The organism is Phreatobacter cathodiphilus (assembly GCF_003008515.1).
Taxonomy (GTDB): domain Bacteria; phylum Pseudomonadota; class Alphaproteobacteria; order Rhizobiales; family Phreatobacteraceae; genus Phreatobacter; species Phreatobacter cathodiphilus.
The window spans coordinates 1,155,232-1,167,080 of record NZ_CP027668.1 but is presented as its reverse complement, the minus strand read 5'-3'; the positions used below and the strand labels follow the sequence as shown (position 1 = coordinate 1,167,080).

The 11,849-nt window shown below is 68.5% G+C and carries 15 protein-coding genes; 6 read left to right on the top strand and 9 right to left on the bottom strand.

The features are described from left to right. Positions 1 to 91: 91 nt before the first annotated feature. Positions 92 to 1,189 (bottom strand): BMP family ABC transporter substrate-binding protein, encoded by a 1,098-nt coding sequence (locus C6569_RS05640; RefSeq protein ID WP_106747926.1) that lies wholly within the window; start codon positions 1,187 to 1,189, stop codon positions 92 to 94. A gap of 112 nt (positions 1,190 to 1,301) precedes the next feature. On the opposite strand from C6569_RS05640, the gene C6569_RS05635 reads away from it, so the two are divergent. Continuing rightward, positions 1,302 to 2,105, top strand: a complete 804-nt coding sequence (locus C6569_RS05635; protein WP_181313925.1) for a potassium channel family protein — start codon at positions 1,302 to 1,304, stop codon at positions 2,103 to 2,105. Between the two features lie 24 nt (positions 2,106 to 2,129). Here C6569_RS05635 and C6569_RS05630 read toward each other — a convergent pair whose 3' ends face one another. Then, positions 2,130 to 2,759: a flavin reductase family protein gene (locus C6569_RS05630; protein WP_106747924.1), complete on the bottom strand. Its 630-nt coding sequence runs from the start codon at positions 2,757 to 2,759 to the stop codon at positions 2,130 to 2,132. A gap of 10 nt (positions 2,760 to 2,769) precedes the next feature. Then, the gene (locus C6569_RS05625; RefSeq protein ID WP_106747923.1) at positions 2,770 to 3,342 is read right to left on the bottom strand and encodes a nitroreductase family protein; all 573 of its coding nucleotides are present in this window, start codon (positions 3,340 to 3,342) and stop codon (positions 2,770 to 2,772) included. A 166-nt stretch (positions 3,343 to 3,508) separates the two neighbouring features. Between C6569_RS05625 and C6569_RS05620 the strand changes: the two genes are divergently transcribed. Further along, positions 3,509 to 4,591: a hypothetical protein gene (locus C6569_RS05620; protein ID WP_106747922.1), complete on the top strand. Its 1,083-nt coding sequence runs from the start codon at positions 3,509 to 3,511 to the stop codon at positions 4,589 to 4,591. 90 nt (positions 4,592 to 4,681) lie between these two features. Here the strand turns inward: C6569_RS05620 and thrS are convergent, their stop codons facing one another. Further along, entirely contained in the window at positions 4,682 to 6,652 is a 1,971-nt protein-coding gene (thrS, locus tag C6569_RS05615; RefSeq protein WP_106747921.1) for a threonine--tRNA ligase, read from the bottom strand. 236 nt (positions 6,653 to 6,888) lie between these two features. On the opposite strand from thrS, the gene C6569_RS05610 reads away from it, so the two are divergent. Continuing rightward, positions 6,889 to 7,053, top strand: a complete 165-nt coding sequence (locus C6569_RS05610; protein ID WP_106747920.1) for a DUF3309 family protein — start codon at positions 6,889 to 6,891, stop codon at positions 7,051 to 7,053. Between the two features lie 39 nt (positions 7,054 to 7,092). Here the strand turns inward: C6569_RS05610 and yidD are convergent, their stop codons facing one another. Further along, positions 7,093 to 7,356, bottom strand: a complete 264-nt coding sequence (gene yidD, locus C6569_RS05605) for a membrane protein insertion efficiency factor YidD (protein WP_215905818.1) — start codon at positions 7,354 to 7,356, stop codon at positions 7,093 to 7,095. Positions 7,357 to 7,460: 104 nt separating this feature from the next. Next, positions 7,461 to 7,910 carry an iron-sulfur cluster assembly scaffold protein gene (locus tag C6569_RS05600; RefSeq protein ID WP_106747919.1) on the bottom strand — a complete coding sequence of 150 codons (450 nt, stop codon included), beginning with the start codon at positions 7,908 to 7,910 and terminating at the stop codon, positions 7,461 to 7,463. A 229-nt stretch (positions 7,911 to 8,139) separates the two neighbouring features. Between C6569_RS05600 and folE the strand changes: the two genes are divergently transcribed. Further along, positions 8,140 to 8,769: a GTP cyclohydrolase I FolE gene (gene folE / locus C6569_RS05595; RefSeq protein ID WP_106747918.1), complete on the top strand. Its 630-nt coding sequence runs from the start codon at positions 8,140 to 8,142 to the stop codon at positions 8,767 to 8,769. Positions 8,770 to 8,880: 111 nt separating this feature from the next. Here folE and C6569_RS05590 read toward each other — a convergent pair whose 3' ends face one another. Continuing rightward, the gene (locus C6569_RS05590; protein ID WP_106747917.1) at positions 8,881 to 9,579 is read right to left on the bottom strand and encodes a metal-dependent hydrolase; all 699 of its coding nucleotides are present in this window, start codon (positions 9,577 to 9,579) and stop codon (positions 8,881 to 8,883) included. Positions 9,580 to 9,665: 86 nt separating this feature from the next. On the opposite strand from C6569_RS05590, the gene C6569_RS05585 reads away from it, so the two are divergent. Next, positions 9,666 to 10,070 (top strand): hypothetical protein, encoded by a 405-nt coding sequence (locus C6569_RS05585; protein ID WP_106747916.1) that lies wholly within the window; start codon positions 9,666 to 9,668, stop codon positions 10,068 to 10,070. Further along, a complete protein-coding gene (gene ruvX / locus C6569_RS05580; RefSeq protein WP_106747915.1) occupies positions 10,067 to 10,543 on the top strand; it encodes a Holliday junction resolvase RuvX in 477 nt (158 codons plus the stop codon). Before C6569_RS05585 ends, ruvX begins: the two co-directional genes overlap by 4 nt. A 43-nt stretch (positions 10,544 to 10,586) precedes the next feature. Here the strand turns inward: ruvX and C6569_RS05575 are convergent, their stop codons facing one another. Continuing rightward, positions 10,587 to 11,510, bottom strand: a complete 924-nt coding sequence (locus C6569_RS05575; protein WP_106747914.1) for a bifunctional helix-turn-helix transcriptional regulator/GNAT family N-acetyltransferase — start codon at positions 11,508 to 11,510, stop codon at positions 10,587 to 10,589. A 53-nt stretch (positions 11,511 to 11,563) separates the two neighbouring features. Then, positions 11,564 to 11,806, bottom strand: a complete 243-nt coding sequence (locus tag C6569_RS05570; RefSeq protein WP_106747913.1) for a FliM/FliN family flagellar motor switch protein — start codon at positions 11,804 to 11,806, stop codon at positions 11,564 to 11,566. Positions 11,807 to 11,849: the final 43 nt, after the last annotated feature.

Genomic DNA, 11,849 nt, shown 5'->3' with positions numbered 1-11,849 from the left:
CGGCCTGTCCCGCCGCGGGGTGCGGCGGGTGCCGGTTCTTAGACGAGGAGGACGGCGCGAGGCAATGAGCGGAGGCGCCGTTTCCCGCCCCTCAGTTCGCGCTGGGCACCCGCTCCTCGATGCCACGGATGTAGAAGTTCATGCCGAGGATCTGCTCGTCGGCCAGCACCCCGTTGCCCTTGCACTCCACCGTCTGGCCGTCCTGGCGGACGATGGGGCAGCGGAACGGGTGCAGCGTGCCGGCCTTGATGGCGGCCTCGGTCGCCTCCGCCATGGCCTTCACCTCCGCCGGCATGTTGGTGTAGGGCGCCATGTGGACGAGGCCGGTGTTGAGCCCGCCCCAGGTGTCGCCGGAGGTCCACTTGCCGTCGAGCATGGCCTGGACACGCTGGATGTAATAGGGCGTCCAGTCGTTGACGATGGAGGTGAGCTGCGCCTTCGGCCCGAAGCGGATCATGTCCGAGTCCTGCCCGAAGGCGAGGATGCCGCGCTGCTCGGCGATCTGCATGGCCGCCGGCGAGTCGGTGTGCTGGGCGAGGATGTCGGCGCCCTGGTCGGCGAGCGCCTTGGCGGCGTCCGCCTCCTTGCCCGGATCGTACCAGGAATTGACCCAGACGATGCGGATCTTCAGGTCGGGCCGGATCGACTGGGCACCGAGCATGAAGGCGTTGATGCCGGAGACGACCTCGGGGATGGCGAAGGAGCCGATATAGCCCACCGTCCCGGTCTTCGACATGCGGGCGGCGATCTGGCCGAGGATGTAGCGGCCCTCGTAGAAGCGGCCGGCATAGGTGGCGAGGTTCGGGGCCCGCTTGTAGCCGGTGGCGTGCTCGAAGCGGACGTTCGGATGGCGGCGGGCGACGCGCTCGGTCGGGTCCATGAAGCCGAAGGACGTGGTGAAGATCAGCCGGTGGCCGGTGCGGGCGAGCTGTTCGATGACGCGCTCGGCGTCCGGACCCTCGGCCACCTTTTCCACGAAGGTCGTCTCGACCCGATTGCCGAACTGGCGCTCCACCGCCTGGCGGGCGACGTCGTGCTGGTAGGTCCAGCCGTGGTCGCCGACCGGGCCGACATAGACGAAGCCGATCTTCAGCTTCTCCTGGGCCCAGGCACCGGCGGTGACGGCGAGGCCCCCGGCGGCGGCGAGCGCGGCGGCGGCGAGGGTCCTGCGATTGAACCAGACTGTCATGGTGACGCCCCTTGCGAATGGCCGGACCGGCCGTGAAGGCGAATGGTGGCGCGGCGGCTTGCGGCGATCAAGTGTTTCGGGCGAGATGGTCCGATACGTGCCGCCGGACCCCATGACCTCATCAGCAAGCCCCGCCGAAGGCCCCCTGCCCCGCCCCTGGAAGGAGCGGGTGCGGGCACTCTACGAGGACGACAACGAGGCGGGCGAGCGCTTCCGCTACGCCCTGCTCGCCTTCGACGTCACCACCATCGCCTTCGTCGTGGCGACCAGCTTCATGCCGCGTCACATCACCGTCGAGGTGGTGGATTTCATCGTCGGACTGGGGCTGCTCGCCGATTTCAGCGCGCGGCTGTGGATCGCCCGCCGCCCCTGGCGCGAATTGTCGCACCCGCTGACCTGGGCCGACCTCGTCGCCATCGTCTCCTTCCTCGCTCCCATCGTCGGTGAGGGCGGCGGCTTCCTGAGGGTGCTGCGCACGCTGCGCCTGATGCGCACCTACCAGCTCGTCAAGCAGCTGCGCGGCGACAGCGCCTTCTTCCGGCGCAACCAGGAGGTCATCTTCGCGGCGACCAATCTCTGCGTCTTCATCTTCGTCATGACCGGTCTCGTCTACGAGACGCAGCACCGCACCAATGCCGGCATCGCCAACTATGTCGACGCGCTCTATTTCACCGTCACCTCGCTGACGACCACGGGCTACGGCGACATCACCCTGCACGGCACGGGCGGGCGGCTCATCTCCGTGCTGATCATGATCTTCGGGGTGACGCTGTTCCTGCGCCTGGCGCAGGTCCTGTTCCGCCCGGTGAAGGTCCGCTTCGCCTGCCCGACCTGCGGCCTGCAGCGCCACGAGCCCGATGCCGTGTGCTGCAAGGCCTGCGGCACCGTGCTGAACATCCCCGACGAGGGCAGTTGAGGGCGCGGGAGCGCCCTCCCCGGCTCAGCGCCGCTCGTTGAAATTGCCGCCGCCGGGCGGGCGGGTCATCTTGAACATCTGCTCGGAGCCGACCTGGAAATACTGGTCGTAGCCGCCGCGCATGACGGGGTGCATGCGGCCGGTGTCGACGATGCCGTCCTTGATGAAGTCGTCATTGATGTAGATGCCGACCACCTGGCCGATGACGAGGTGATAGCTCGTCACGCCCTCGAGCGAGGTCAGCGGCACGGTCTGCAGCCACTTGCACTCGAGCGCGGCCGGCGAGGCCTTGACCCGCGGCGGCTTGACGAAGACCGAGGGCGCCGCCTCGATCCCGGCGAACTCCATCTCGTTCTCGCCGCGCGGCAGCGGCGCGGAGGTGGCGTTCATCGCGTCGCGGAGATCCCAGGAGACGAAAGAGCAGGTGAACTCGCCCGTCTCCTCGGCGAAGGCGAGCGCGTCCTTGCGGCCGCCGGAGCCGAAACAGACCATGTGCGGCTTGTCGGAGATGGCGTTGAAGAAGGAATAGGGCGAGCAGTTCACGCGCCCGTCCTTGTCGATGGAGGTGATCCAGCCGATCGGCCGCGGCGAGACGATCGCCTTGAAGGGGTCGAAGGGAAGACCGTGGTCGGCCGCGGTGACGTTGTAATGCATGGATCAGCCCTCAGAGACGTGTGACGATGGCGGCCATGTCCGGGCGCTGGCGGTCTTCCGCCTTCGCCTCGGGGGTGCCGATATGGACGAAGCCGGCGATCGTTTCGCCGGCCGCGAGGCCGAGACGGTCGAGGACGCGGCGGTCGTAGGCGGGCCATTCGGTGACCCAGTTGCCGCCGAAGCCGTAGGCGCTCGCGGCGTGGAGGAGGTTGAGGCAGACGGCGCCGGCGGAGAGCACCTGCTCCCATTCGGGGATCTTCGGGTGAGGCGCGGCGCGCGAGACGACGGCGACGCAGACGGGCGCGCGGGTGAAACGGCCGCGGTCGATCTCCACCCTCTTCGGGTCGGCGGCCGGATCGTCGGCGAGAACGAGACGCTCGATCTCGGCGCCGAGCGTCGCGCCGGCCGCCGCGTCGATGACGATGAAGCGCCAGGGCGCGAGCTTGCCGTGGTCGGGCACGCGGGCGGCGACGGTCAGCATGGCCTCGAGCGTCGCCGCGTCCGGGCCCGGCGCCTTCATGAGGGCGAAGGGCGTGGAACGGCGGGTCGTGAGGTGGTCGACGAGAGCGGATTGGACGGGCATGCTGATCCTCGGGGCGGGCCGCGTTCCCAACTAGGCAAGTTCCCCGCCTTCGCCAAGGGGACAAAGCGCAGGACTTGCCGGCAGGCCGCTTGCACCCGGCGGACGGGCGCACCAAAAAGAGCCATAATCGGACGCGAGATGATCGACGCATGAGCTGGATCGACGCATGACCCGGGCCCGGAGACCGCTCGTCGCCGCGGCCGTCGTCGCCGCGGTATTGGGCCTCGCCGCGGGCGAGGCGGCGGCGCAGGGATTCGAGCGCCCGCCGCTGCCGCGCATCACTCCCACGCCCCATTCCGACCTGCCGCCGATCGCCACCGAACCGCAGCAGCGCCGCCGCCGGCACATGCCGGGGGGCGCCGCCACCCCGTTCTTCACCCTGCCGGACGGCGCGACGCCCTTCACCCCGCAGATGGGCGGGCCGCCGGCGCTGATGCCGACCATGCCGGGCCTTCCCGGCAGCCCCGGCCTGCCGCCGCAATTCGCCGACCGCACGGCGGTGGCGCTCGACGCGCGCTACCGCCAGGGCGGGCAATATGTGCGGGACGGGCTGCACTGGCGCATCTTCTCCGACACGCCCGAGGCCAGCGGTGCCTTCGCGCTGGTGGCGGAATCCCGCGACGCCGCGCCGGTCTTCGCGCTCAGGCCGGGCAATTACATCATGCACGTCGCCTTCGGCACCTTCGCCCAGACGAAGCGCCTGCGGATCGGCACCGAGCCCTATCGCGAGAGCATCGTCATGAACGCCGGGGCGGTGCGCCTCGTCGGTAAGGTCGGCGAGAGCCAGATCCGCAACGCCCGGCTTTCCTTCGACATCTTCGCCGGCGGCCTGTTCGACGGCGGCGAGCCGAGGCTGGTGCTGCGCCAGGCGCCGGCGGGCGACCTGATCGCCCTGCCGGAGGGCACCTACCACGTCGTCTCCATCTACGGCGACGCCAACGCGACGATCCGCGCCGACCTGCGCATCCGCGCCGGGCAGGTGACGGACGCGACGATCCAGCACCGGGCCGCCAATGTCAGCCTCAAGCTGGTGCAGCAGCGCGAGGGGGGCGAAGCCATCGGCAACGCCGCCTGGACCGTGCTGACGCCGGGCGGCGACGTGATCAAGGAATCGATCGGCGCCTTCCCCTCCATGGTGCTCCAGGAGGGCGAGTACCTCGCCATCGCCCGCCACGAGGGCCGGGTGTTCAACAAGCGCTTCACGGTGGAAGCGGGCAAGGACCAGAACATCGAGGTCGTGGCGCGGTAGGCGCAGGCCAAAGCACTGCCCCACTTATCTCATGCCCGGGACAAGGCCGGGCATGACGACCAGGTCGGGCCTGGCGGCTGAATGCCCGCCCTACTCCGCCGCCTGGGCGCGCCGCACGTCCGGCGGGGTGGCCTCGTCCTTCAGTTGCGCCACCAGCACGTCGAGCGACAGCGTCTCCTGCGCCTGGCTGCCGAAGCGGCGGACGGAGACGGTGCGCTCGGCCGCCTCCTTCTTGCCGACGGCGAGGATGACCGGGATCTTCTGCAGCGAGTGCTCGCGCACCTTGTAGGAGATCTTTTCGTTGCGCAGGTCGGCATCGGCCCGGAGCCCCGCCTTGCGGCAGGCGGCGAGCACCTCCAGCGCGTAGTCGTCGGCCTCGGAGGTGATCGGGGCGATCACCACCTGCTTGGGCGCGAACCAGAAGGGGAAGGCCCCCGCATAGTTCTCGATGAGGATGCCGATGAAGCGCTCCATCGAGCCGCAGATGGCGCGGTGGACCATAACCGGCGGGGTCTTCTCGCCGTCGGCACCGATGTAGAAGGCGCCGAAGCGCTCGGGGAGGTTGAAGTCGACCTGGGTGGTGCCGCACTGCCAGTCGCGGCCGATGGCGTCGCGCAGCACATATTCGAACTTCGGCCCGTAGAAGGCACCCTCGCCCGGATTGATGGCGGTCTTGATGCGCCCGCCGGACTGGCTGGCGATTTTCTCCAGCACCTTGCCCATGACGCTCTCCGCGCGATCCCACAAGGCATCGGCGCCGACGCGCTTCTCCGGGCGGGTCGAGAGCTTCACGACGATCTCGTCGAAGCCGAAATCGGCATAGGTGGTCAGGATCAGGTCGTTGATCCGGATGCACTCGGCCTCGAGCTGCTCGTCGGTGCAGAAGACGTGGGCATCGTCCTGCGTGAAGCCGCGCACGCGCATCAGGCCGTGCAGCGCGCCGGAGGGCTCGTAGCGATGGACGACGCCGAATTCCGCAAGTTTCATCGGTAGATCACGGTAGGACTTCAAGCCATGCTTGAAGATCTGCACATGGCCCGGGCAGTTCATCGGCTTGATGGCGAACCAGCGCTTGTCCTCGGCCTCGTCGCCAGCGGACTGGGCCGCGAACATGTTCTCGCGGTACCAGCCCCAGTGTCCCGAGGTCTCCCACAGCGACTTGTCGAGGAGCTGCGGCGCGTTGACCTCGTCATAGCCGTGCTCGGCGAGGCGGCGGCGCATATAGGCCACCAGGGTCTGGAACATCGACCAGCCCTTGGGGTGCCAGAAGACGACGCCCGGCCCCTCCTCCTGGAAGTGGAAGAGGTCCATCTCGCGGCCGAGCCGGCGATGGTCGCGCTTCTCCGCCTCCTCGAGCATGGTGAGATAGGCCTTGAGCTCCTCGTCGGTGCGGAAGGCGGTGGCATAGATGCGGGTCAGCATCGGCTTGGTGGAATCGCCGCGCCAGTAGGCGCCGGCCACCTTCATCAGCTTGAAGGAATTGCCGATCTGGCCGGTGGAGGCCATGTGCGGGCCGCGGCAGAGGTCGAACCAGCCGCCCTGGTCGTAGAGCTTGATCTCCTGGCCGGCGGGGATCGCCTCGACCAGCTCGACCTTGAAGGCCTCGCCCTTGTCGCGGAAGATCTGCATCGCCTCCTCGCGCGACACAACGCGCTTGGTGAAGGGCTTGTTGGCGGCGATGATCTTGCGCATCTCCGCTTCGATGGCGGCGAAGTCCTCCGGGGTGAAGGGCTCGTTGCGGAAGAAGTCGTAATAGAAGCCGTTCTCGATGACCGGGCCGATGGTCACCTGGGTGCCCGGCCAGAGCTTCTGCACCGCCTCCGCCATCACGTGGGCGGCGTCGTGGCGGATGAGCTCCAGCGCCTCGGGGCTGTCGCGGGTGACGAATTCGATCTTGGCATCGCCGGGAATGGGGTCGGCGAGGTCGACGACGACGCCGTCGAGCTTGGCGGCGATGGAGCGCTTGGCGAGGGATGGCGCGATGGCCTTGGCGACGTCGAGGCTGGAGACGCCGGCGTCATAGGAACGCTGGGCGCCATCGGGGAAGGTCAGGACAGGCATGGATCTCTCCGCTCACTCCTGCCGACGGAGCAGGTAAGGGGCTGATGGTCGGGACGAAGACGCCGGCAGATTTGCCGTCACAGGGCGGCATCAGCCGGGCGCGTCACGGAGATAACCGAGCCGCGGGCCGATTGCAAAACCTCATCGGCGGGCCGGCGACGGGACCGGCTTACCGGGGGAGCGGGAACAAGCGGGCCAAATGGTGGGTTGATGCCGGCAACACGGAGGCACCACTCATGTCACTCGGCACCATCCTTCTCATCCTTCTCGTCCTCGCCCTGCTGGGCGGCTTCAGCGGCATCGGCGGCGGGCCCTTCTACGGCACCGGCTACTACGGCGGCGGCGGTCTCGGCCTGGTTCTGGTGATCGTGCTGATCCTGGTGCTGATGGGACGCCTGTAGGCCCGCAGGGCCGGAGCCGCCCCTCGGCGGATCCGGCCCTCACCGCGTCTTCGGCATGACGGCTTCGCAGATCGGGCCGCCGCGCCGCCAGCGCCACCGGCCGTAGCGCCAGGGCAGATACCAACGCACACCCTCAGGCTTCTCCGCCGGCGGATTGTCGATGCCGGACGTGCCGTAGGGATGGCAGCGGCAGAGCCGCGCGAGGCCCATCCAGCCCCCCGCCCACAGGCCGTGGCGCAGCACCGCCTCGTCCATATAGGCCGAACAGGTGGGCAGGTGGCGGCACCAGCGGCCGACCAGCATGGAAATCGTGAGCTGATAGGTGCGGATCAGACCGTGACCGGCGAGACGCGGCCATCGCTGCGGCCTGAGATCGCCGAACAGGCGATCGAGCTCACCGCCCGAATTCACTGTGCGGCGGCCGGAAGACGGGCCGCCTCGGCGCGGGCGATGGCGTCGACCACCGCATCGAAGGTGAGGAGCGTCGAGGCGTGGCGCGCCTTGAAGTCGCGCACCGGCTCGAGCACCGCGAGGTCGGCCCATTTGCCGGCGGGAGCCGGGCCGTTCTCCTTCAGCATGCGGCGGACGTCCTCGCGCAGCGCCCGCAACTCCCCGACCGTCGAACCCACCACGTGCCGCGCCATCAGCGAGGAGGAGGCCTGGCCGAGCGCGCAGGCCTTCACGTCGTGGGCGAAGTCGGTGACCACGTCGCCGTCGAGGGCGAGATCCACAGTCACCGTCGAGCCGCAGAGCCTGGAATGGGCGGTGGCCGACCCGTCCGGCGCGGCCAGCCGACCCAGCCGCGGAATGGTCGCGGCGAGTTCGAGAATGCGCTTGTTGTAGACGTCGTCCAGCACGGCGGGCGCTCCAGGGGCCAAGATGAACGGCTGTTCATGGCGCGTTCAGGCCTCCTCATCATATATGCGTCGCATCGAGGCATTAAAGCCCGGCACCAGACCGGGTTATCGATGGGCAGCGTCAAGATCGCGACACTCTGTCGCACCGTGTCCACGGGCTCGGAAGCCGGTCTGAAACGTTGTCACGAGGCGTAGCTGGGAAACGTTCCAAGACCGGAGTTTTAGTCTGATGGATGCCGTCGTCACGTCCCTTCCCCTCCAGAAGGGATCGGAGGCTCCGCGCCGCCGCCGTCCCACCCGCGAAGAGGCCGAAGCCGCCGTTCGCACCCTGATCGAATGGGTGGGTGACGATCCCGACAGGGAGGGACTGGTCGCGACGCCGCGGCGCATGGTCAAGGCCTGGGAGGATCTGTTCCGCGGCTATGGCCAGTCGGCCGCCAAGGAGCTCGGCACCGTCTTCGAGGAGGTCGGCGGCTACGGCGACGTCGTCCTCGTTCGCGACATTCCCTTCTTCTCCCATTGCGAGCACCACATCGTGCCGATCAGTGGCCGGGCGCACATCGCCTATTACCCGCGCGAGGGTGTGGTGGGCCTCTCCAAGCTCGCCAAGGTGGTCGACATCTATGCCCGCCGCCTGCAGACGCAGGAGAACATGACGGCGGAGATCGTCGGCGCCATCGAGGAGAGCCTCAAGCCCCGCGGCCTCGCCGTCCTCGTGGAAGCCGAGCACATGTGCATGTCGATGCGCGGCGTGCAGAAGCAGGGCGTCTCGACCATCACCACCGGCTTTACCGGCCTGTTCAAGGACGATGCGTCCGAGCAGGCGCGGTTCATGCAGATGATCCGCGGCTTCCGCTGAGGGGTGGTTTGCGGGTCGCCCCACGGCCCTCACCGCGAACGGGCGCCTCACCCTCCCCTCTCCCCGCCAGCGGGGAAAGGGTAAGGGTGAGGGGCACCCTGCCCCGATCCCTCAGAACATCACGCTCCCGCCCGACTTCGGCACCGCCACCTTGGTCTTCGAGCCCGCCATGCCCGCGACGAACTTGTCGGCCGTCTGGTCGAGCAGGCCGAAAGTCGCGTAGTGGCAGGGCACCACCGTGTCGAACCGGAAGAACTTCTTGCAGGCGAAGGCGGCGGCGTCGCCGCCCATGGTGAAGCGGTCGCCGATCGGCACCAGGGCGTGGGTCGGCTTGTGGTACTCGGCGATGAGGCCCATGTCCGGCATCATGTCGGTGTCGCCCATGGCGTAGAGCACCACCCCGCCCTTCTGCTTGACGATCAGCCCGTTGGGATTGCCGAGCGCATGGCTCACCCCGTCGTGGAAGTCGCAGGAGGAGTGCAGCGCATTGGTCAGGGTTACCGTGAAGTCGCCCTGGTCGGTGGTCCCGCCGCAGTTCATCGGGTCGAAGGCCTTGAGGCCCTTGTTCGCCAGATACATGCAGAGGTCGTAGTTGGTGACCACCTTGGCGCCGGTCTCCTGGGCAATGGCGAGGGTGTCGCCGACATGGTCGGCATGGCCGTGGGTGAGGAGGATGTGGGTCGCCCCGGCAACGGCCTCGGCCCGATCGCCGGTGAAGGACGGATTGCCGGTGAGGAACGGGTCGATCAGCACCACGGAGGAGCCGAAATCGAGACGAAAGGCCGAGTGGCCGAGCCAGGTGAGCTTCATGGTCGTTCCTTTCGAAAAAGCGCTGAGAAGTGCCGTCGGGCCCGTTGTAGAGTGAAGGCTTTCACAGGCAAAGCCGGAGAACGACCATGACCGCCTGGCCTTTCGCGCAGCTTGTCCCCAGCACCCTGAGCCAAAGCATCCTGCCGGGCTGGGGTGCATCGAACGTGACGATCAACTACCAGGGCTCGCCCGACATCGAGACCGAGGTGATCCGCGACGTCGCGAGCTTCGGGCGGCAGATCGGCTGGCTGACCGAGATGCTGCTCGCCCAGCGCGACGGCGATCCCGCGAAGGCGGCCGGCGCCGAGGCGAAGCTGCGGGAGGCCGCCGCCAAGATCGAGGCCGTCAAGGAGCGGCGCGCCGCGAGCGCCCGCACCGCCGCCGCCGAGGCGCTGGAGCGATTCCGCAGCGAGCATCCCGACCGCTACGCCCGTTTCGTCCTCGACCGCGCCGCCGAGGTGAAGGCCAGTACCGGGGAGGCGGCGTCTTGATCGCCGACATCGCCGACATCCGCGGCCTGGTCGGCACCGGGCGGCGCCTCATCGGCATCGACCTCGGCACCAAGACCATCGGCCTCGCGCTCTCCGACGTGATGTGGACCATCGCGACGCCGCTGGAGACCATCAGGCGGGTGAAGTTCACGCCCGACGTCGCGGCGCTCCTCGCCCTCGCCGAGACGCACGACGCCGGGGCACTGGTGATCGGCCTGCCGAAGAACATGGACGGCACGGAGGGGCCGCGCGCCCAGTCGACCCGCGCCTTCGTGCGCAACCTCGTGCCGAAGACCGCGCTGCCCATCGTCTTCTGGGACGAGCGCATGTCGACGGCGGCGGTGACGCGCACGCTGCTGGAGGCCGACGCCTCGCGGGCCCGGCGGGCCGAGCTCGTCGACAAGATGGCCGCCGCCTACATCCTCCAGGGCTTTCTCGACCGGCTGGGATACGGGGATTTCGAGGGGCGGTGAGGTGCGGCGTTTTGCCCGGGCGCTCGGGATAAAGGCTTTTCCGCTAATCCCTGCCGAAATCCAGCGTCCAGTTCTGCCCGACCAGGTCGACGCCGAAGGAATGGTGACGCTCCTCCGCCTGCAGCACGAAGCCCTCGTCCACATAGATGCGGCGGGCGGCGGCGAGGATGTCGTTGGTCCAGAGGGTCATGCCGCGATAGCCCGCTCCCTTCGCGAAGGCGATGCAGTCGCGCACCAGCCGACGGCCGAGGCCGGTGCCGCGCTGGGAGGCATCGACATAGAGCATTCTGAGCTTGGCGATCCCTTCCCCGCCGTCGACACAGAAGACCGAGCCGACCACCTCGCCGGCCCTCTCGGCGATGAAGGCGCGTTCTCGGGCCGGGTCGTTCGCCTTTAGGAAGGCCGCGGCGATCTCGGCTGCCAGCGCCTCGAACTCGTCGTTCCAGCCGTATTCCCGGGTGTAGATGCGCGCCTGCCCGGAAATGATGGCGCCCATGTCGCCGGGACGGTGGCGACGGACGACGAGGGGGGCGCCCTCCCCGGCGACGAGCCCCCGCACCGCCTCCATGCAGGCGACGAGGCGGTCGCGCTCGCCCGGAGCCAGCCGCTCCAGCATGGCGGCGACCTCGGCGCGCGAGGCGCGGTCATAGGGGGAGAAAGCCTCCCGGCCGGCGGCGGTGAGGCTGATGAGGCTGCGGCGGGCGTCCTCCGGCGCCGGCTGGCGGGAGACGAGGCCGTCGGCCTCGAAGCGGCGGAGCATGCGGGAGAGATAGCCGGCGTCGAGGCCCAGTTCGGCGCAGAGGTCGCTCGCCGTGAGGCCCTCGCGGGTGAAGAGCTCGTAGAGAACGCGGGCCTCGGTCAACGACCAGGAGGAGCCGAGATAGCGGCCGAGCAGGCCGATGGCGCGGGTGTAGAAGCGGTTGAAGCCGCGCACGGCGGCGATCTGGGCGTCGAGTTCGGTCGTCATCGGCAAGCCTCCCGACGGGAACGCTCGCCGATTTAGTTGACTGAGTCAACTATTCAGCGCAACTCGATCGGCCGCGGCAGCATCTCCGTGATCTGAACGCCGATGCGGTTGCCGTTGATGACCACCTGCCCCCGCGCGATGGGCATGTCGTTGGCGAGGATTTGCACCTCGTCGTCCTCCGTGGCATCGAGTTCGATGATGGCGCCGCGGGCCATGCGCAGCATCTGGTGGATCGGCATGACGGTCGTGCCGAGGACCACGGAGATGTCGAGGGATACTGTTTCGAGCTGGGCCATGTCGCCTTTTGCCAAATGCACGTCGCGGGTTCCCGAGCACCCT